This is a genomic window from Streptomyces sp. NPDC017246 (genome assembly GCF_044331325.1).
Taxonomy (GTDB): Bacteria; Actinomycetota; Actinomycetes; order Streptomycetales; family Streptomycetaceae; genus Streptomyces.
On sequence record NZ_JBIRMW010000006.1, the window covers coordinates 421,086 to 440,283 of the forward strand.

Annotated in this window: 17 protein-coding genes; 9 read left to right on the plus strand and 8 right to left on the minus strand. The window is 71.8% G+C overall.

Annotation, left to right across the window (positions count from 1 at the left end; genetic code table 11):
* Window positions 1–38 precede the first annotated feature (38 nt).
* On the plus strand, window positions 39–1,550 hold the full coding sequence (locus ACH4MY_RS17200; RefSeq protein WP_398003678.1) for a hypothetical protein: 1,512 nt from the start codon (window positions 39–41) through the stop codon (window positions 1,548–1,550).
* 130 nt (window positions 1,551–1,680) lie between these two features.
* Here the strand turns inward: ACH4MY_RS17200 and ACH4MY_RS17205 are convergent, their stop codons facing one another.
* Window positions 1,681–2,037, minus strand: coding sequence for an iron-sulfur cluster assembly accessory protein (locus ACH4MY_RS17205; RefSeq protein ID WP_365777088.1), 357 nt, complete (start codon window positions 2,035–2,037; stop codon window positions 1,681–1,683).
* Window positions 2,038–2,293: 256 nt separating this feature from the next.
* Between ACH4MY_RS17205 and nadA the strand changes: the two genes are divergently transcribed.
* On the plus strand, window positions 2,294–3,481 hold the full coding sequence (gene nadA / locus ACH4MY_RS17210) for a quinolinate synthase NadA (RefSeq protein WP_398003681.1): 1,188 nt from the start codon (window positions 2,294–2,296) through the stop codon (window positions 3,479–3,481).
* A 75-nt stretch (window positions 3,482–3,556) separates the two neighbouring features.
* On the opposite strand, the gene ACH4MY_RS17215 is transcribed toward nadA, so the two are convergent.
* The 5 genes from ACH4MY_RS17215 to ACH4MY_RS17235 all read right to left on the minus strand — a co-directional run bounded on the left by ACH4MY_RS17215 (window position 3,557) and on the right by ACH4MY_RS17235 (window position 10,069).
* Window positions 3,557–6,685, minus strand: a complete 3,129-nt coding sequence (locus ACH4MY_RS17215) for an efflux RND transporter permease subunit (RefSeq protein ID WP_398003684.1) — start codon at window positions 6,683–6,685, stop codon at window positions 3,557–3,559.
* A 189-nt stretch (window positions 6,686–6,874) separates the two neighbouring features.
* Window positions 6,875–7,564, minus strand: a complete 690-nt coding sequence (locus ACH4MY_RS17220) for a response regulator (protein ID WP_398003686.1) — start codon at window positions 7,562–7,564, stop codon at window positions 6,875–6,877.
* The gene (locus ACH4MY_RS17225; RefSeq protein ID WP_398003689.1) at window positions 7,561–8,802 is read right to left on the minus strand and encodes a sensor histidine kinase; all 1,242 of its coding nucleotides are present in this window, start codon (window positions 8,800–8,802) and stop codon (window positions 7,561–7,563) included. The genes ACH4MY_RS17220 and ACH4MY_RS17225 overlap by 4 nt, the downstream gene beginning before the upstream one ends.
* A gap of 151 nt (window positions 8,803–8,953) precedes the next feature.
* Complete coding sequence (locus ACH4MY_RS17230; protein WP_398003692.1) at window positions 8,954–9,232, minus strand: hypothetical protein; 279 nt, start codon at window positions 9,230–9,232, stop codon at window positions 8,954–8,956.
* A gap of 39 nt (window positions 9,233–9,271) precedes the next feature.
* Complete coding sequence (locus tag ACH4MY_RS17235) at window positions 9,272–10,069, minus strand: PspA/IM30 family protein (protein WP_398003695.1); 798 nt, start codon at window positions 10,067–10,069, stop codon at window positions 9,272–9,274.
* Window positions 10,070–10,341: 272 nt separating this feature from the next.
* Here ACH4MY_RS17235 and ACH4MY_RS17240 point away from each other — a divergent pair, with 272 nt between their 5' ends.
* The 3 genes from ACH4MY_RS17240 to ACH4MY_RS17250 all read left to right on the plus strand — a co-directional run bounded on the left by ACH4MY_RS17240 (window position 10,342) and on the right by ACH4MY_RS17250 (window position 12,967).
* Window positions 10,342–10,947 (plus strand): DUF3043 domain-containing protein, encoded by a 606-nt coding sequence (locus tag ACH4MY_RS17240; RefSeq protein ID WP_398003698.1) that lies wholly within the window; start codon window positions 10,342–10,344, stop codon window positions 10,945–10,947.
* Between the two features lie 65 nt (window positions 10,948–11,012).
* Window positions 11,013–11,789: a class I SAM-dependent methyltransferase gene (locus ACH4MY_RS17245; RefSeq protein WP_398003700.1), complete on the plus strand. Its 777-nt coding sequence runs from the start codon at window positions 11,013–11,015 to the stop codon at window positions 11,787–11,789.
* A gap of 83 nt (window positions 11,790–11,872) precedes the next feature.
* Window positions 11,873–12,967: a S1C family serine protease gene (locus ACH4MY_RS17250; protein ID WP_398003703.1), complete on the plus strand. Its 1,095-nt coding sequence runs from the start codon at window positions 11,873–11,875 to the stop codon at window positions 12,965–12,967.
* Window positions 12,968–13,198: 231 nt separating this feature from the next.
* Here the strand turns inward: ACH4MY_RS17250 and ACH4MY_RS17255 are convergent, their stop codons facing one another.
* A complete protein-coding gene (locus ACH4MY_RS17255) occupies window positions 13,199–13,405 on the minus strand; it encodes a hypothetical protein (protein ID WP_056560402.1) in 207 nt (68 codons plus the stop codon).
* 91 nt (window positions 13,406–13,496) lie between these two features.
* Here ACH4MY_RS17255 and ACH4MY_RS17260 point away from each other — a divergent pair, with 91 nt between their 5' ends.
* From ACH4MY_RS17260 to ACH4MY_RS17275, 4 genes are all read left to right on the plus strand, one after another.
* Complete coding sequence (locus ACH4MY_RS17260; protein WP_398003706.1) at window positions 13,497–14,699, plus strand: bifunctional adenosylcobinamide kinase/adenosylcobinamide-phosphate guanylyltransferase; 1,203 nt, start codon at window positions 13,497–13,499, stop codon at window positions 14,697–14,699.
* Window positions 14,700–14,745: 46 nt separating this feature from the next.
* Window positions 14,746–15,825, plus strand: a complete 1,080-nt coding sequence (cobT, locus tag ACH4MY_RS17265; RefSeq protein ID WP_398003709.1) for a nicotinate-nucleotide--dimethylbenzimidazole phosphoribosyltransferase — start codon at window positions 14,746–14,748, stop codon at window positions 15,823–15,825.
* Between the two features lie 139 nt (window positions 15,826–15,964).
* The gene (locus ACH4MY_RS17270) at window positions 15,965–17,728 is read left to right on the plus strand and encodes a phosphatidylglycerol lysyltransferase domain-containing protein (RefSeq protein WP_398003712.1); all 1,764 of its coding nucleotides are present in this window, start codon (window positions 15,965–15,967) and stop codon (window positions 17,726–17,728) included.
* Complete coding sequence (locus tag ACH4MY_RS17275; RefSeq protein WP_398003715.1) at window positions 17,725–18,450, plus strand: hypothetical protein; 726 nt, start codon at window positions 17,725–17,727, stop codon at window positions 18,448–18,450. The genes ACH4MY_RS17270 and ACH4MY_RS17275 overlap by 4 nt, the downstream gene beginning before the upstream one ends.
* Here the strand turns inward: ACH4MY_RS17275 and ACH4MY_RS17280 are convergent.
* A complete protein-coding gene (locus ACH4MY_RS17280; RefSeq protein ID WP_398003718.1) occupies window positions 18,390–19,154 on the minus strand; it encodes a hypothetical protein in 765 nt (254 codons plus the stop codon). The genes ACH4MY_RS17275 and ACH4MY_RS17280 overlap by 61 nt on opposite strands.
* Window positions 19,155–19,198: the final 44 nt, after the last annotated feature.

Here is a 19,198-nt window from a genome sequence, read left to right on the forward strand (position 1 = left end):
GTCCCATCGGCGTCCGGTCGAGACGAGGGAGCGTTGCGGTGAGTGGTACGGAGAACGTACGGAGGCGACGGAACGTCCTGGCCGCCTCGGTGGCGGCGGGTGTGCTGCTCGCCGGAGGCGGTGGCGTCTATCTGGCCACCTCGGCGTCCGGTGACGGCGGCGCCGCCGCCGCCCGGGCCGCCGACGCGGCGGGGCCGCCCCCGCCGTTGCGACTGGAGGGCGGCAGCGGCGGTGCGGACCCGGGCGGCGGCACAGGGGGCGGCCCCGGGATCGCGCCCGGCGAGCCGGACCCCGGAGGCGGCCCGAACGGGACCGTCTACACAGCCAAGGGCCCACTCCCCCACGGGCCCTCCTCGGCCGCGGTCCACCGGCCCGAGGGCCTGGTCACCTCGGCGGAGGTGACCAGGCTGGCCGAAGCGCTGGGCATCTCCGGGACCCCTTCCCAGGTGGGTGAGGTCTGGACGATCCGGCCCGAGAAGGACGGTTCGGGGCCCCGCCTCGACGTGTCGCGGAAGGCACCGGGGAACTGGACGTACTCCTGGTACGACGGCGGCCCGGCGGGTGACAGCTGCCTCAAGGGCAAGGCGTGTCCGCCGCCGGGAGAGTCGAAGCCCGCGCCGGGCGGTACGCCGCTGAGCGAGGCGGCGGCGAAGGCGGCCGCCGCGCCGGTGCTGAAGGCGCTCGGCCAGGACGACGCGAAGGTCACCGCGACGCAGGTGATGAACGGTTCGGTGCGCGTCGTGAACGCCGATCCGGTGGTGGGCGGGCTGCCGACCTACGGCTGGTCGACGGGGCTGCACATCGCGCGGGACGGCCGGCCGGTCGCCGGCAGCGGGATGCTCAAGGAGCCGGCAGAGGGGGCCGCGTACCCGGTGATCCCGGCGGCGAAGGCGCTCTCCCGGCTGAACGAGGACTCGAAGGGCACCGGTCCGATCGGCATCGGGGGCTGCGCCACCGACCCGCCGGCCGGCGGGGTGGACGACTCGGGCCGGCCGGACACGGGGTCCGGGCGGGAGCCCGCTGCCGGGAAGCCCGTGTCGCCGGGCGCGCCGTGCCGGACGGTCGCGGACACGGCCGCGCCGGACCAGGTGCCGGTGACGGCCGCGGTGTTCGGTCTGGCCGCGCGTGACGTGGACGGCGAGCGGCTGCTCGTACCGTCGTGGCTGTTCACGGCGGACCCGAAGGACGGCGCGCCGTACACGGTGGCGCAGCCCGCGGTGGCCCCGGAGTATCTGGCGCCGCCGTCGAAGCCCTCGCCGACGCCCTCGCAGCCGGACGGTACGGCGGCGCGGGTGGTCGAGTCCGTCCGGGTCGGGGAGGACGGCCGGCAGCTGGCCGTCACCTTCTGGGGCGGGGTGTGCAGCACGTACACCGTGAAGGCCGAGGAGCGGCCGGACCGGGTGACGGTGCGGATCATCGAGAAGTCCGACCCCGAGCGGGTGTGCGTCATGATCGCCAAGGACTTCACGAAGACCGTGACGCTCGCGAGCCCGCTGGGCGACCGGCCGGTGGTCGACGCGGCGAGCGGGGAGTCGGTGCCGCGCCGCTGAACCGGGCGGGGTGTGCGCGAGGGCTTCGCGCGGACATACGTGTGAGGGGCGGGGGGGGGGGGGGGGGGGGGGGGGGGCCGCCGCCCCCCCCCCCCCCCCCCCCCCCCCTCACACGTTCGACAGGTGCGACTTAGCTGAACGAGTCACCGCAGGCGCAGGAACCCGTGGCGTTCGGGTTGTCGATGGTGAAGCCCTGCTTCTCGATGGTGTCGACGAAGTCGATCGAGGCGCCGCCCAGGTACGGGGCGCTCATGCGGTCGGTGACGACCTTGACGCCGTCGAAGTCCTTCACGACATCGCCGTCGAGCGAACGCTCGTCGAAGAACAGCTGGTAACGCAGGCCGGAGCAGCCGCCGGGCTGAACGGCGACGCGCAGGGCCAGGTCCTCGCGGCCTTCCTGGTCGAGGAGGCCCTTGACCTTGGCCGCGGCGGCGTCGGACAGGAGGATGCCGTCGCTGACAGTGGTCTTCTCGTCCGATACGGACATCTGCTTCTCTCCCGGTGTGTACGGAGACTGCTTGCCGACGGTTGCAACCGTCGGTGCCCCGGATTCATTCCGGGCCGAGTGGGTTCTACTCCTTCATGCTCGCACACCCTGTCCCGGAGCGGGGACGGTGAAGTCCAGCTGCGGCGACAGCGAATTCGTCACATCGACACTATGGACATCGTCAACGTGACGTGAAGCGGTTATGATAGATAGCGTCATTTCGACGAAAAGGTTCCCCGAAGAAAGGGTGCGTGACGTGACCACGGCCCAAGCCCGTCATGAACTCGACGTCCAGCCGTCGCCGCTCGCCCTGCTCCTGCTCGGTCGCGAGGCCGACCCGAAGAGCGAGCGCGGCGTGGAGTGCCCCGGCGACCTGCCGTCGCCCTCCGACCCCGACCTCGTGGAACGCGCTCGCGCGGCCAAGGAGAAGCTCGGGGACAAGGTCTTCGTGCTCGGCCACCACTACCAGCGCGACGAGGTCATCCAGTTCGCCGACGTCACCGGCGACTCCTTCAAGCTCGCGCGCGACGCCGCGGCCAAGCCCTCGGCCGAGTACATCGTCTTCTGCGGTGTGCACTTCATGGCGGAGTCGGCGGACATCCTGACCGGTGACGAGCAGAAGGTCGTCCTGCCCGACCTCGCGGCCGGCTGCTCGATGGCCGACATGGCCACCGCCGAGCAGGTCGCCGAGTGCTGGGACGTGCTGACCGAGGCCGGCGTCGCCGAGCAGGTCGTGCCCGTCTCGTACATGAACTCCTCGGCCGACATCAAGGCCTTCACCGGCAAGCACGGGGGCACGATCTGCACCTCGTCCAACGCCGAGCGGGCCCTGAACTGGGCCTTCGAGCAGGGCGAGAAGGTGCTCTTCCTCCCGGACCAGCACCTGGGCCGCAACACCGCCGTCCGCGACATGGGCATGTCCCTCGACGACTGCGTCCTGTACAACCCGCACAAGCCGAACGGCGGCCTGACCGTCGAGCAGCTGCGCGCCGCCAAGATGATCCTGTGGCGGGGTCACTGCTCGGTGCACGGCCGCTTCTCGCTGGAGTCGGTCGAGGACGTCCGCGCGCGCATCCCCGGGGTGAACGTGCTGGTCCACCCCGAGTGCCGGCACGAGGTCGTCGCCGCCGCGGACTACGTGGGCTCGACCGAGTACATCATCAACACCCTGGAGGCGGCCCCGGCCGGTTCCAAGTGGGCGATCGGCACGGAGCTGAACCTGGTCCGCCGGCTGGCGAACCGCTTCGCCGACCAGGACAAGGAGATCGTCTTCCTCGACAAGACGGTCTGCTTCTGCTCGACCATGAACCGCATCGACCTGCCGCACCTGGTGTGGACCCTGGAGTCCCTGGCCGAGGGCAACCTCGTCAACCAGATCCAGGTCGACAAGGAGACGGAGAGCTTCGCGAAGCTCGCCCTGGAGCGGATGCTCGCTCTGCCGTAACGGTTCTCCGGACGGCTGATACGGGAAGGGGCACCCCGCGTGATCGCGGGGCGCCCCTTCCTCGTTCCGTCCGGATCAGACCGCGGCCGGCTCCTTGGCCTGCGGCGGGACCGCCGAAGCGTCCGCCTTCGCCGCCTTCTTCGCCGCCTTCTTCGCCGCGCGGCGGTCCTTGCGGAGCTCCACCATCGCGTAGAGCGTCGGGACGAGGAGCAGCGTCAGCAGCGTCGAGGTGATCAGACCGCCGATCACCACCACGGCCAGCGGCTGGGCGATGAAGCCGCCCTCACCGGTGATGCCGAGGGCCATCGGCAGCAGGGCGAAGATCGTCGCCAGGGCGGTCATGAGGATCGGGCGGAGCCGGTGCCGGCCGCCCTCGATCACCGCTTCGACGACACCCATGCCCTGGGCCCGGTACTGGTTGATCAGGTCGATCAGGACGATCGCGTTGGTGACGACGATGCCGATGAGCATCAGCATGCCGATCATCGCCGGGACGCCCATCGCGGTGTCGGTGATCACCAGCAGACCGATCGCGCCGGTCGCCGCGAACGGGATCGAGACCAGCAGGATCAGCGGCTGGATCAGCGAACGGAAGGTCGCCACCAGCAGCATGAAGACGATCGCGACGGCCGCGAGCATCGCCAGGAACAGGTTGAGGAAGGCCTCGGACTGGTCCTCGGAGACACCGCCGATGCTGGCGGTGGCGCCCTCGGGCAGGTCGAGCGCGTCGATCTTCTGCTGCAGGGTGGCGCTCACCGCGCCGGTGTTGTCGCCGACCGGCTTGGCCGTGATCGTCGCGGCGCGGGCGCCGTCGATCCGGGTCATGGACACCGGGCCGGGGACGAGCTCGACGGTGGCGATGTCGCCCAGCTTCACCGGGCCGAGGGGCAGCGCCTTGAGCCCGGCCAGGGTGGTGACCGGCTTCGCCGAGGTGATGAGGACGTCCCGCTCGCTGTCGTCGAGGATCGCCTTGGCGGTCGGGGTGCCCCGGACGGCCTGGCCGACGATCATGCCGAGCGAGGCGGAGTCGAAGCCGGCGTCGGCCGCCTCGGGCTTCGCCTTGACCGAGATGCGCGGCACGGACTGCGAGAGGTCGCTCTGGACGTCGGTGACGTCCTTGATGCCCGCGATCGCGGCCCGGACCTGCTCGGAGGCCTTCTGGAGGACCTCGGCGTCGGCGGCCTTGACGACCACGCTCAGGTCCTGGCTGCCGAAGCCGTCACCGGCGGTGAGCTTGGTGTCGCCGATGCCGTCGAGGGCGGCGAGGCCCTTCTCGATGGCGTCACGGGTCTTCTCGAAGGAGGCGGACTCCTCCAGGCTGACCTGGTAGGTGGCCTGGTTGGTGCCGGTGCCGCCGCCGAAGGCCGCCATGAAGCCGGACGAGCCGACGTTGACCTGGTAGTCCTTGACGCCGTCGGTGTCCGCGAGGAGCTTCTCGATCTTCTTCGCGGCCGCGTCGGAGGCGTCGAGAGCGGTGCCGGGCGCCAGCTCCTGCTGGATGCTGAGCACCTCCTGCTCGCCCTGGTCGAAGAAGTTCGTCTTCAGGAGCGGGGCCATGCCGAAGGTGACGATCAGGACGGCGAACGCGATGGCGAGGCTGGTGAGCCGGCGCCGGGTCGCGAACTTCAGGACCGGCACGTACAGACGCTGGAGACGGCTCTTCTCCTCCTTCTCCTCGGCCAGCCTGCGGGCCTCCGCCAGGTCCTCCGGGGTGCCCTTGGGGGCGCGCAGGAACCAGAACGACAGGACCGGGACGACCGTCAGGGAGACGAGCAGCGAGGCCAGCAGGGCCGCCGTGACCGTCAGCGAGAACGAGCCGAACAGCTCGCCGATCATGCCGCCGGTCAGACCGATCGGCAGGAAGACGGCGACGGTGGTGAGGGTGGAGGACGTCACGGCGCCCGCCACCTCGCGGACCGCGGTGAGGATGGCGGACTCGCGCTCCTCGCCGTAGCCGAGGTGACGCTTGATGTTCTCCAGGACCACGATCGAGTCGTCGACGACCCGGCCGATGGCGATGGTGAGCGCGCCGAGGGTCAGCATGTTGAGCGAGAGGTCGCGGGTCCACAGCACGATGAGCGCGAGGACGACCGAGAGCGGGATGGAGACCGCGGTGACCAGGGTGGAGCGGATCGACGCGAGGAAGACGAGGATCACCAGGACGGCCATGACGAGGCCGAGCGCGCCCTCGGTGGTCAGCCCTGAGACGGCCTTGGCGACGGCCGGGCCCTGGTCGGAGACCACGGTCAGCTCGGCGCCCGCGCCGAGGTCGCCGCGGAGCTCGGGCAGCTTCTCCTTGACGGCGTCGGAGATCGCGACGGCGCTGCCGTCCTTGTCCATGGTGGCCATGACGGCGAGGCTGGCCTTGCCGTTGGTCCGGGTGAGGGAGACGCGCGGCGACTCCTCCTGGCGGACGGTGGCGACGTCACCGAGGCGGACCGCCTTGCCCTTGCCGGGAGTGGCCGCCGGGATGCGGAGGTCCTCGATCTGCTTCAGCGAGGTGAAGCCGCCGCCGACCTGGATGGTGCGGCTCTTGCCCGTCTCGGAGAAGGAGCCGGCCGGGAGGGTGCCGCCGCCGGAGCGGAGGGCCTCACCGAGTTTCATGGTCGTGAGGCCGGCCGCGGCGAGCTTCCTCTCGTCCGGGGTGACGGAGACCTGGAGGTCCTGGACGCCGGTGACGGAGACCTGGCCGACGCCCTCGATGCCTTCGAGGGCGGGCACGACGGTGCGGTCCAGCAGGTCGGCGAGCGCCTGCGGGTCCTGGTCGGAGGCGGCGGCGAGGACGACGGTCGGGATGTCGTCCGTGGAGCCGGCCACGACCTGCGGGTCGACCGTGTCGGGCAGTTCGGCGCGGGCCCGGTTGACGGCCTGCTGGACGTCGGCGACCAGCTGCTTCGTCGACTCGTCGCCGTAGTCGAAGGAGGCCATGATGAGCGCCATGCCCTCGGAGGCCGTGGAGGTGACCGACTTCAGGCCGTCGACGGCCTTGAGGTTGTTCTCCAGGGGCTCGACGACCTGCTTCTCGACCACATCGGGAGAGGCACCCTGGTAGGGGGCGAGGACCGAGACCATGGGCAGCTCGATCGAGGGGAACAGTTGCTGCTTCAGCTGCGGTATCGCGATCGCCCCGAACAGCAGGGCGACGATGGAGATCAGCCCGATCAGGGCCCGTTGCGCGAGGCTGAACCTGGACAGCCAGGACATGGGGTCTCTCTTCTGTGGCGTACTCGTCGACAGGCGGGAGCAGCCAAGACCCCGGACCGGATCCGCTGGATCCGCCGGGGGTGCCCCACCGTTCTCTACGATCTGCCATCGCGGGCCGGAAGTCCTCGCCCCCCGGGTCCACATCCTTATCCCGCGCATACCGCGTCTGGAGTACGCCGGGGCCCCGGGTCACTCCACCCGTGGACGTACCAGTCCCGATTCGTACGCCGTGACCACCAGCTGGGCCCGGTCGCGGGCGCCGAGTTTGGCCATGGCCCGGTTGACATGGGTCTTCACGGTGAGCGGGCTGACGTCGAGCCGCTCGGCGATCTCGTCGTTGGAGAGACCGCCGCCGACCAGGACGAGGACCTCGCGTTCCCGGGCGGTGAGCGCGGCGAGCCGTTCGGTGCGGCCCCGGCCGCCCTCGCCGACGGCCTCCGCTCCGGGGCCCTGCGCGAGGAAGGTGGCGATCAGCCCCTTGGTGGCGGCCGGGGAGAGCAGGGCCTCTCCCGCGTGGGCGATCCGGATCGCGCCGAGGAGTTCCTCGGGCTCGGCGCCCTTGCCGAGGAAGCCGGAGGCGCCGGCGCGCAGCGACTGCACGACGTACTCGTCGACCTCGAAGGTGGTCAGCATGACGATGCGCACGTCGGAGAGCTCCGGGTCGGCGGTGATCATGCGGGTGGCGGCGAGGCCGTCGGTGCCCGGCATCCGGATGTCCATCAGGACGACGTCGGGCCGCTCCGAGCGGGCGAGGGTCACGGCCTGGGCGCCGTCGGCGGCCTCGCCGACGACCTCCATGTCCGGTTCGGAGTTCACCAGGACCTTGAAGGCGCTGCGCAGCAGGGCCTGGTCGTCGGCGAGCAGTACCCGGATCGTCATGTGTCCTCCCCCGTACGGGACGTCACGGGCAGTATCGCCTGAACCCGGAAGCCGCCGCCGTACCGGGGGGCGGCGGTCAGGGTGCCGCCGAGCGCGCCGACCCGTTCGCGCATGCCGAGCAGTCCGTGGCCGCCGGTGGGCGCGGGGTCCGCAGCGGTGCGGGGCGTGCCGTTGTCGAGGACGGTGATCTCGACCGTACGGCCCACCCGGACGACGCTCACCTCGGCCGCGGCGTCCGGTCCCGCGTGCTTGCGCACATTGGTCAGGGCCTCCTGCACGATCCGGTACGCGGCCAGGTCGACCGTCGAGGGCAGCGGCCTGTCCCCGTCGGTGCGGGCGAGGGCGACGGGGAGTCCGGCCTTGCGGAAGGTGTCCAGCAGCCCGTCGAGGACGGCGAGCCCGGGGGCCGGTTCGGTGGGGGCCTCCGGGTCGCCGGACTGGCGCAGCAGCCCGACGGTGGCGCGCAGCTCGTCGAGTGCGGACCGGCTGGCCTCCCGCACGTGCGCGAGGGCCTCCTTGGCCTGGTCGGGGCGCTTGTCCATGACGTGCGCCGCGACTCCGGCCTGCACGTTCACCAGGGCGATGTGGTGGGCGACGACGTCGTGGAGGTCGCGGGCGATCCGCAGCCGCTCCTCCGCGACCCGGCGTCCCGCCTCCTCCTCGCGGGTGCGTTCGGCCCGTTCGGCGCGCTCCCTGATGGCGTCGACGAAGGCCCGGCGGCTGCGGACGGCGTCGCCCGCGGCGGCCGCCATGCCGGTCCAGGCGATGATGCCGAGGTTCTCCTGCGCGTACCAGGGCGTCGGGCCGAAGGCCATGGCAGCGGCGGTCAGCACCGCCATGGTGACGAGGCCGACCCGCCAGGTGGTGGGCCGGTCGGTGCGCGAGGCGACCGTGTAGAGCGCGACGACGGCGCTCATGGCGATGGTGGCGGGCCGGGTGTCGCCGGCCAGCTCGAAGATGCTCATCGCGCCCGTGAAGCAGAGCACGCGGAAGGGATGGCTCCGGCGGAGGACCAGGGCGGTGGCCCCGGCCACCATGATCAGCACGCTGGGCACGTCGGGTACCTGGTCGCCGAAGGACGGCCCGGTCCCGCTGCCGTGCGGGTCGGTGAAGGATCCGGCGATCATGCAGACGAGCGCGCCGAACGCGAGGGTCGCGTCGAAGGCGAGGGGATGCGCGCGGAACCGGTCACGGAGACGGGCGAAGAGGGTGCCGGTGGCGGGGCCGGTGGGAGTCACGGGGGACAACGGTACGGGGCCGGACCGGCTCGTACGTCGTCCCGCCGTTCCGCCGGGGCCGAGCAGGCCCGTGGCCGCCCCTGGGCCGTACGCGGAAAGCACGAGGTCCCGCCGCCCCCGAGGGGGCGGCGGGACCTGTCGTACGGCGTGCTCAGCCGGGGATGAGGCCGTCGTCGGAGAGCATCTCCCTGACCTCGTCCAGGCCCGCGTCGGGAGCCGGAAGAATCAGCTCCGAGGGTTCGAGCGCCTCGTCCGGCAGCGGTGCGCCGGTCCGCCGGACCTCGTCGAGGAGGGCGTTCAGCGTGCGCCGGAAGCCGTCCTCGTCCCCCGATTCCATCTCTTCGAGCAGCTCGTCGTCGAGCCTGTTCAGCTCCACGAGGTGGCTGTCGGCCAGCTTCCACTGGCCCTCCCCCATGATCCGTACGATCATGACGCGTCCTGTCTGTTCGCGAGCGCTGTTCGGTGCGCGCTACTTCTCGAAGCGCGGGTGGGACTGCTGCTGCGGGGTGTCCTGCGGTGCGGCCGCGCCACCGCCTTCGAGCGCCTGCTGCTGCGCCGACGGGCCGCCGGCCAGCTCGGCCTTCATCCGCTGGAGCTCCAGCTCGACGTCCGTACCGCCGGAGAGGCGGTCCAGCTCGGCCTGGATGTCGTCCTTCGCGAGCCCGGACTGGTCGTCCAGGGCGCCCGAGGCGAGCAGCTCGTCGATCGCGCCGGCGCGCGCCTGGAGCTGGGCGGTCTTGTCCTCGGCCCGCTGGATGGCGAGGCCGACGTCGCTCATCTCCTCCGAGATGCCGGAGAAGGACTCGGCGATCCGGGTCTGGGCCTGGGCCGCCGTGTAGGTCGCCTTGATGGTCTCCTTCTTGGTGCGGAAGGCGTCCACCTTGGCCTGGAGGCGCTGGGCGGCGAGGGTGAGCTTCTCCTCCTCGCCCTGCAGCGTCTGGTGCTGCACCTCCAGGTCGCTGACCTGCTGCTGGAGCGCGGCACGGCGGGACAGCGCCTCGCGCGCCAGGTCCTCGCGGCCCAGTGCCAGCGCCTTGCGGCCCTGGTCCTCCAGCTTGGCGGACTGGCCCTGCAGCTGGTTCAGCTGCAGTTCGAGCCGCTTGCGGGAGGTGGCGACGTCGGCGACGCCGCGCCGCACCTTCTGCAGCAGCTCCAGTTGCTTCTGGTACGAGTAGTCGAGCGTCTCGCGCGGATCCTCGGCCCGGTCAAGGGCCTTGTTCGCCTTCGCGCGGAAGATCATCCCCATACGCTTCATGACACCGCTCATGGGCTTCGCGCGCCCCCTTCTGACGGACTTCGGCTCCAGCTCTTCGACAGGATCCACAGTACGGGCCCTGTCTCCATTACCGCACTGTTCGGAGCGGGATGCGCTCCTCCCCAAGGACGACTGCGCCCCCACTTCCCTCCCGCGCAGGGAGTAGATGGATCTAGGGGAAACCGCGGCTGTCCTGCGTACGTACCGCCGTAGACGCACTCCGTTAGCGGATCGTTCCCGCCCGGCATGGGGTTCATGCCCACCACCCCGTACCCTTGGGTTTTGTGTTCCGTAGCCGTTCGAAGGACGAGAAGGCCCCCACCGACAAGGTGACGGCGGACCTCTCCACCAAGCAGCCCCGCGACCCCGAGGCCCCCAAGGGCCGCCCGACCCCGAAGCGGAGTGAGGCGCAGACCCAGCGCCGTCGCGCCGCGACGGTGCCGACCGACCGCAAGGAGGCCTCCAAGCGCCAGCGCGAGGCACGCCGCTCGGACCTGGCCCGTCAGCGCGAAGCGCTGGCCAGCGGTGACGAGCGTTATCTGCCCGCCCGAGACAAGGGTCCGGTCCGGCGCTTCGTGCGCGACTTCGTCGACTCGCGCTTCGCGATCGCCGAGTTCTTCCTGCCGATGGCCGTGGTGATCCTGGTGCTGTCGCTGTTCGGCAACGCCAACCGGTCGCTGCAGAACATCTCCCTGCTGCTCTGGCTCGGTGTGATCATCCTGATCGTCATCGACTCGATCGGCATCTGGATCCGGCTGCGGAAGCAGCTGGCAAAGCGCTTCCCCAACGAGCCGAAGCGCGGAGCGGTCGCCTACGGCCTGATGCGCACACTCCAGATGCGCCGACTGCGACTGCCGAAGCCGCAGGTCAAGCGCGGAGAGCGGCCCTGAGCGCCGACAGCTCGGAGCCTGTCGAGCGCGCTTTCGGCGCGGCGACGTCGGAGTCGGGCGGCCCCGTGCTGCCCGCCGTCGCGCACTGGCCCGCCGGTTCCGGCGGGCTGCGCGACACCATCCGGCAGGAGATCGTCGCCCGCCAGCTCGACGAGCAGATATCCGGCCGCTACCCCGTGGGGCAGCGGCTCCGGATCCTCGACGCCGGCATGGGCCAGGGCACGCAGGCGCTGCGCCTCGCCCGCGCGGGGCACACGGTGACCGGCCTCGAAGCCGATCCCGACCTCCTCAAGGCGGCCCGCGAGTCGCTGGCGACCGAACCCGCCGGAATCCGTGAGCGGGTCCGGCTCATCGAGGGCGACGGACGCGAGACCGGGGTGCACTTCCTCCCCGGCAGCTTCGACGTGGTCCTCTGCCACGGCGTGCTGATGTACGCCGACGAGCCCGACGCACTGCTCGCCGGCCTCGCCCGGATGCTCGCCCCCGGCGGCCTCCTCTCCCTCGTCGTGCGGAACGGGGAGGCCCTCTCCATGCGGCCGGGACTCGCCGGGGACTGGACCGGTGCGCTCACCGGCTTCGACTCGGACGTCTACACCGACGACAACGGCGTGAAGGTGCGGGCCGACCGCCTCGACGCGCTCACCGCGACGCTCGCGGGCATCGCGGCACCGCTGCACGCCTGGTACGGGGTCCGCGTCTTCACCGACGGCGTCCCCGCCGAGGCGGGCCTGCCGGCCGCCGAGGAGCTGGACCGGCTGCTCGCCGCCGAGGACCGGGCGGGCCGCACGGAACCGTACCGGCGGGTCGCGGCGCTGCTGCACCTCTGCGGAGTACGGGGCTGACGGGACGCCGGCCGGCGTCCGCGCACCCCTGATCGGGTGCGCTCGCCGGGCCCACGGCCGAGGAGGAAACGGATACTCCGGACATGGACGTATCCCGTACCCGCGCCCGGCCTCCCCGCCCTCCCGTCCCGCGTCTCCTGCTCCCCCTGACCGCCACGGCCTGCGCCGTCGCACTCGCCGGCTGCTCGTCCTCGGGCGGGAACGGATCCGCTCCGGAGCACCCCCGCTCCACGCAGGCGGCGGCGCCCCTCTCCGCCAACGACCTCCAGGACGACTACCAGGCCGTCATCAAGAACGTCCTGCCGTCGGTCGTGCAGATCGAGGCGACCGAGAGCCTCGGCTCCGGCGTCGTCTACGACGGCAAGGGCCACATCGTCACCAACGCGCACGTGGTCGGCCAGGAGAAGTCCTTCAAGGTCACCGCCGCCACGGGCGGGAAGCCGCTGACCGCCCGGCTCGTCTCCTCGTACCCCGAGCAGGACCTCGCGGTGATCAGGCTGGAATCGCCGCCGAAGGGTCTCAAGCCCGCGAAGTTCGGCGATTCGGGGGGTGTCGAGATGGGACAGATCGTGCTCGCGATGGGCTCCCCGCTCGGTCTGTCCGGCAGTGTGACCCAGGGGATCGTCTCCGCGACCGGTCGTATGGTCAGCGAAGGACGGACCGGCGGCGGCACGGGTGCGACCATCGCGGACATGGTCCAGACATCGGCCGCGATCAACCCCGGCAACAGCGGGGGCGCGCTGGTGAACCTCGACAGCGAGGTCATCGGCATCCCGACGCTCGCCGCCACCGATCCCGGTATGAGCGGCAGCGCTGCGCCCGGCATCGGGTTCGCGATCCCCGCGTCGACGGTGCGGACGATCGCCGACCAGATCGTCAAGGACGGCAAGGTGACGGACTCGGGCCGGGCCGCCCTCGACATCACCGGCCGCACGCTGCTGAACGACGACTCCGAGCCGGCGGGCGTGGCGGTCGTCGAGGCACCCGCGAACGGCGCGGCGGCCGAGGCGGGACTGAAGCCGGGCGATGTGATCACGCGGCTCGACGACACGGACATCACGACGATCACGTCACTGTCGGAGGCGCTGGCCTCGCACCGGCCGGGCGACAAGGTGACGGTGACGTACGTCCGGGGGACGGCCACGGAGAAGACCGAGGTCACCCTGGGCGAGAGGTAGCGGACACGCCGACGGGACCGCGCCGCCCGGGGTGCGGGCGCCGTCGCCGGCCTGCGGGCCGAAAAGCCGGGTGCCGTCCGCCGCCTGGGGGGCCAAGCCCTGGCGTCGTCCGGGCCCGTGGGCCTGGAAGTCGGGCGCCGTCCGTGGGCCGTGGGCCGCAAGGCCGGGTGCGAGGCCGGAGGAGGGGTGCGGGGGCCCGGCTCCCGCGCCCCTCCCCGGCCGCCGGGCGCTCTAGCCCTCCGCGTTCAGGGGCATCGGGCCGTAGATCTTGGTGTCGTCCTCCGAGAGGGTCACCTGGTCCGCGCCGCCGCCCAGGAGGTCACGCCAGTGCTCCCCGATCCAGCTCTCCGCGTCGCCCTGGGTGGTGAACTCCTCCGGAGTCACCACCGGCTCGACCTCCGTGCCGTCGGACTTCTCGAACCGCCACGTCCATGCCATGTCCGCCTCCTGGCGCTCACCGGATGATCGGTTTCCTGCCCGCAGAGTAGCCGGGCGCGCACGGCTCGCGGTGGCGCGGGAGGATCTGAGGGTGGAACTGACTCTGCTCGGCACCGGCGCCCCGCTCGGACTCCCCCGCCCCGACTGCCCCTGCGCGGTGTGCGCGCTCTCCCGCGGACCACGGGCCCGCGCCGCCACGGCGCTGCTCGTGGACGGGGCCCTGCTGCTCGATCTGACCCCGGGGGCCGCGCTCGCCGCCGCCCGGTCGGGGCATTCGCTGGTCGGTGTGCGACAGGTGCTGCTGACCCATCCCCACGACGGGCCCGCCGTCGAAGTGCCCGCGGGACTGCCCACCGCCGGGAGGGTGCCGGACGGACGGGAGTTGACGCTGATCTCCGGGCACCGGGTGCGGGCGGTGCCGATGGACTCCCCCGGCACCGGGTACGAGGTGACATCGGCGGACGGCGAGACGCTGCTCTACCTGCCTCCGGGCGGGGCGGCGGCCGGGCTTCCGGAGGACCACCGGGTGCCGTACGACATGGTGGTCGCCGATGTGACGGGCCGGCCGGACGGGCTGGCCCGGCTGCGCGCGACCGGGGCCGTCGGGCCCGCGACCGACGTCGTCGCCGTACACCTGGACCACGACATGCCGACCGGGGCCGAGCTGGACCGGCGGCTGGCGGCGGCGGGCGCGCGGACGGTGCCGGACGGGACGACGCTGTACGTGGGCGAGTACCACGAGGTTCCGGACGTGCCGCGACGGACCCTGGTGACCGGCGGGGCCCGGTCGGGGAAGTCGGTGGAGGCCGAGCGGCGTCTGGAGACCTTCCCCGAGGTGCTGTACGTGGCGACGGGCGGGACCCGGGAGGGCGACCGGGAGTGGGCGGAGCGGGTGGGCCTGCACCGGGAGCGGCGGCCGGGGTCCTGGCGTACCGCCGAGACCTGTGAGCTCGTACCCCTGCTCGAGGAGGACGGGCCCGCGCTGCTCGTCGACTGTCTGGCGCTGTGGCTGACGGACGCCATGGACCGGGTGGAGGCCTGGGACGACGAGCGGTGGGCGGCCGGTGGGCGGACGGCGCTGCGGAAGCGGACCGAGGAACTGGTGGCGGCGGTGCGGGCCACCCGCCGTACGGTCGTGGCGGTGACGAACGAGGTCGGCTCGGGGGTGGTGCCGGCGACGGCGGCGGGGCGACGGTTCCGTGACGAGCTGGGCCGGTTGAACGCCGCCTTCGCCGACGAGTGCGAGCAGGTCCTCCTCGTGGTCGCCGGACAGCCCCTGGTGCTGCGCGGGTAGGGTGCGAGCACCGATGGCCCTCGCTGATGTGTCACAAGGCGGAACCGTGAACCTGGACGAATTCTCCGATCTGATCGAGCGCCCCGACGGGGGGATCCGGCGTGACGCCGAGGAGCGCCGTGAGCGGCTGACCGTGCCGCCGGGGGCGCTCGGTCGGCTCGACGAGCTCGGCGAATGGCTGTCGGCCGCGCAGGCCTCGGTCAAGGTGCGCGCGATCGAGCAGCCGAAGGTGGTGCTCTTCGCGGGCGACCACGGGGTGGCCTCGCTCGATGTGTCGGGCCGCCCGGCGGGCACCGCCCACGAGTTGGTGCGGGCGGTGCTGGACGGGGCGAGCCCGGTCGCCGTGCTCGCCCGGTCGACGGAGGTCCCGGTTCGGGTCGTGGACGCCGGTCTGGACTGCGACCCGGAGCTGCTGCCCGCCGAGGTGGTGCGCCACCGGGTGCGGCGCGGCAGCGGCCGGATCGACGTGGAGAACGCGCTGACGGTCGAGGAGACCGAGGCGGCGGTCCGGCTGGGGATCGCGATCGCCGACGAGGAGGCGGATTCGGGCACCGATCTGGTGGTGCTCGGGGATCTGAGCGTCGGCGGGACGACGCCGGCCGCCACGCTGATCGCGGCGCTCTGCGGGACGGACGCGTCGGTGGTGACGGGCCGGGGCGGCGCCGGGATCGACGACCTGGCGTGGATGCGCAAGTGCGCGGCGATCCGGGATTCGCTGCGGCGGGCCCGTCCGGTCCTGGGCGATCAGCTGGAGCTGCTCGCGGCGGTCGGCGGGGCGGATCTGGCGGCGATGACCGGTTTCCTGCTGCAGGCCTCGGTCCGGCGGATGCCGGTGATCCTGGACGGCGTGGTGGGCGCGGCCTGTGCGCTGGTGGCGCAGCGGGCGGCGTTCCGGGCGCCGGACTGGTGGCTCGCGGGTCAGGTGAGCGGGGAGCCGGCGCAGGCGAAGGCATTGGACCGGATGGCGCTCAACCCGCTGCTCGACCACGGCGTCCATGTGGGTGAGGGAACCGGGGCATTGCTCGCACTTCCCCTCGTCAGGGCCGCGGCGGCGTTCGCCGCCGAGCTTCCCGAGCGTCCGGATCCGACCACTCCGGACAGCGAGGGCGAGGTCCCCGAGGCCTGAGGCCGACGGGGGGGGGCGAGAGGGACTCGTCGGCTTCGGAGGCGGCCGCAGGCGCGGCGCACGGCATGTGCGCACGACGCGCGCGCGGCCGCCTCCGGCGCTGCCGCGCGGCAAGCGACGCCCCATATGATCGCTTTTCATGGGAGAGGTCCGTTTGTCCGCCGAAGGAGCGCCCCGGGGCACCGCCACGCGATCGCGGCGCAGCGCCGCGTTCGCCGTCTGGTACTTGCGCGTCGTCACGTTCATCAATTTCCTGAGTGCCGTCTGGGTCTCCTTCGGGCAGGACCTGCGCCGCCACAACGAGGACAACTACTTCACCCCGTACATGCTCACGGCGGGTTTCGCCTCGGGGGTCTTCACCCTGTTCCTGGCGATCACCATGCGGCGCCGCAAACGGGCCGCGTGGATCCTCAACATGGTGCTCGGCGGCCTGTTCCTCCTGCTCTTCGTCCTGGTGATGTTCTTCCCCGAGATCCGGCAGCACGCCCAGAACTGGATCTCGCTGACCCTGACGGCCGCCTTCGTCCTGGCACTGCTGCTCAGCCGCAAGGAGTTCTACGCGAAGGGCGACCGCTCCAACCCGTGGCTCGCCGCGATCGTGGCGGTCGGCGGACTGCTCGTCACCTCGCTGCTCGCGGCCGTCCTCGTCACCGTCACCAACACCTCCACCGCCCACTCCACCTTCCTGGAGCGCTGGCGGTACGGCGTGATGCGGCTCATCACCCTGGCCTCCGACGACTCGCGGTTCGCCGGGATCACCACCCCCGGCTGGGTCGACGTCACCATCAACGTCCTGTCCACACTGCTGCTCTTCGCGGTGCTCTTCGCCGCCTTCCGCTCCCGCCGGGCCGTCGACCCGCTGACCGAGGAGGACGAGGAGCGGCTGCGGACGCTGCTCGACAAGCACGGGGACCGCGACTCGCTGGGCTACTTCTCGCTGCGCCGCGAGAAGAGCGTCGTGTGGTCGCCGAGCGAGAAGGCCGCCGTCACCTACCGGGTCGTCGGCGGGGTCTCGCTCGCCTCCGGCGATCCGATCGGCGATCCCGAGGCCTGGCCCGGTGCCATCGAACCCTGGCTGGCCGAGGCGCGCGAACACGGGTGGATCCCGGCGGTGATGGGCGCGAGCGAGGAGGCCGGTGTCATCTACGCCCGGCACGGTCTGGACGCCCTCGAACTCGGTGACGAGGCGATCGTGGAGACCGACGAGTTCACCCTGGACGGCCGGGCCATGCGGACGGTCCGGCAGGCCTTCAACCGGGTCAAGCGGGCCGGGTACGAGGTCCGCATCCGGCGCCACGAGGAGATCCCGGCCGAGGAGATGGCCGAGCTGCTGCGCAAGGCCGACGACTGGCGGGACGGGGCCACCGAGCGCGGCTTCTCGATGGCGCTGGGCCGGCTGGGCGACCCGCGGGACGGCCGCTGCGTGATGCTGGAGTGCACGGACGGCGAGGGCGACCTGCGGGCCGTGCTCTCCTTCGTGCCCTGGGGCCCGAAGGGGCTCTCGCTGGACCTCATGCGCCGTGACCGCGAGTCCGAGAACGGCCTGATGGAGTTCATGGTCATCGAACTCCTCCAGCGCGCCAAGGAGATCGGGATCACTCAGGTCTCACTCAACTTCGCGATGTTCCGCTCCGTCTTCGAACGTGGCTCGAAGCTCGGGGCGGGACCCGTGCTGCGCATGTGGCGTTCACTGCTCAGTTTCTTCTCCCGCTGGTGGCAGATCGAGTCGTTGTACCGCGCCAACGCCAAGTACCGACCGATCTGGGAGCCCCGATTCATGCTCTTCGAGAAGAGTGCGGACCTGTTGCGCATCGGCCTCGCCGCCGGTCGCGCCGAAGGGTTCCTGGAAGCCCCCGGGCTGCCCAAGTGGATGCACCGCAGACATCTGGAGAGCGGCCGTTGAGCCGGTCCCGCGAGGGGGCCGCGCCGCGCGGCTTCGCCCGCCGCGAGTGGGGCCCGCTGTTCGGCACCGTACGGGCGGCGCTGGTGACCCGGCGGTGGAGAGCGGTCCCCATGACGCTCGCCGCCGTCTGTCTCACCGCCCTCTTCCAGGTCGTGCAGAACCAGGACTGGGGCTATCGGCCGGTCCTGGACATCGGCTTCGTACGGGCCGAGGACCCGCTGTGGATCGCGCTGCTCAGGACCCCGCTCTCGCTCTTCGTCCCGGCGCTCGACCTGCCGGTGTGGGGCGCCCTGGCACAGGTCCTGCTGGTGTTCGGGATCGCCGAGATCTGCCTCGGCCGGTGGTGCACCCTCGGCGTCGCCTATCTGGCCACGCTCTGCGGGACGCTCTACGCGCGCGTGGGCATCGCGCTCGGGCCGGACAGCCCCTTCGGGCTGCCGGCCACCGACGCGCGGGTCGTCGACACGGGCCCCTCGGCGGCCGTGGTCGGTCTCGCCGTCTACGTCTGCTGGCGCTACGGGGCCCGGTGGACGGGCACGCTCGTGGTCGTGGCGATGGTCGTGGAAGTGATCGTCAAGCCGAACCTGGCGGGCAAGGAGCATCTGGCGGCCATCGCCGGCGTTCTCGTCCTGATCGGGGTTCAGTCCTGGCGCGAGCGCGGTCAGGAGGGCGTGGAGCCCCGCCCGGGGACCCGCTCCTGGAAGCCGCCGATCAAGTCCTGAGCCCGGCGCCTGATCTTGGTCCAGCGCCTGTCGTGGCGGTAGGTGCGGATACGGGACCGGGCCCGCGCCCGGTGGCGGCGCGGATAGAACCGCCGGGACCACCAGGAGCCGGGGCGGGCGAGCCGGACGGCGCCGACGATCGCCACGAACGGCACCAGGGTCCCGATGACGGCCATCCGGAACTTCCCCTTCACCAGGGTGATCAGGATGAAGAGGAAGTTGACGATCAGGGTCAGGATGAAGGTGGCCCGGTCCTGGCGTTCGTCGGCGGTCATGTCGTCGACACCGAGCGGCGAGAAGCCGCTCAGGGTGAGCCCGACCAGGGCGGCGGTGAGGACGACCACCTCGACGCTCTTGCGGCCCTCGTCGGTCCAGTAGACGTCGTCGAGATGGAGGATCAGCGCGAACTCGTCCAGGACGAGCCCCGCGCCGATCCCGAAGACCACGGCGAAGAGGGCCGCGCCGAAACCGTGCCGGTCGCTGCCGACCGCGCCGAAACCGCCGACCACGGTCAGGATCACGCCCGGTACGACGTGATGGATGTGGAGCCCTCCGGAGGAGACGTTCCGGAAGGGTCCCTTCCCCGCCCGGATGAGGCGGACGACGGTCCGGGTGACCAGGAATGTCACGATGAACGAGGTCAGCGCGAGGAGCATCGGGAGCTTGCCCGGCTCGACGATGTTGCGGGAGAACCAGTGACCCATGCCACCCCGTTCCGATTTGCGCGATATGCGCAATCTACCGTCCG

Excerpts from the sequence above, each read along its gene's own strand:
- ACH4MY_RS17220 (WP_398003686.1), bottom strand. The coding sequence starts at position 7,564 with ATGACGATCCGGGTACTGCTCGCCGACGACCAGGCCCTGCTGCGCAGC.
- ACH4MY_RS17235 (WP_398003695.1), bottom strand. The coding sequence starts at position 10,069 with ATGAGCGGTGTCATGAAGCGTATGGGGATGATCTTCCGCGCGAAGGCG.
- ACH4MY_RS17250 (WP_398003703.1), top strand. The coding sequence starts at position 11,873 with ATGGACGTATCCCGTACCCGCGCCCGGCCTCCCCGCCCTCCCGTCCCG.
- ACH4MY_RS17255 (WP_056560402.1), bottom strand. The coding sequence starts at position 13,405 with ATGGCATGGACGTGGCGGTTCGAGAAGTCCGACGGCACGGAGGTCGAG.
- ACH4MY_RS17215 (WP_398003684.1), bottom strand. The coding sequence starts at position 6,685 with ATGTCCTGGCTGTCCAGGTTCAGCCTCGCGCAACGGGCCCTGATCGGG.
- ACH4MY_RS17270 (WP_398003712.1), top strand. The coding sequence starts at position 15,965 with ATGGGAGAGGTCCGTTTGTCCGCCGAAGGAGCGCCCCGGGGCACCGCC.
- ACH4MY_RS17230 (WP_398003692.1), bottom strand. The coding sequence starts at position 9,232 with ATGATCGTACGGATCATGGGGGAGGGCCAGTGGAAGCTGGCCGACAGC.
- ACH4MY_RS17280 (WP_398003718.1), bottom strand. The coding sequence starts at position 19,154 with ATGGGTCACTGGTTCTCCCGCAACATCGTCGAGCCGGGCAAGCTCCCG.
- ACH4MY_RS17205 (WP_365777088.1), bottom strand. The coding sequence starts at position 2,037 with ATGTCCGTATCGGACGAGAAGACCACTGTCAGCGACGGCATCCTCCTG.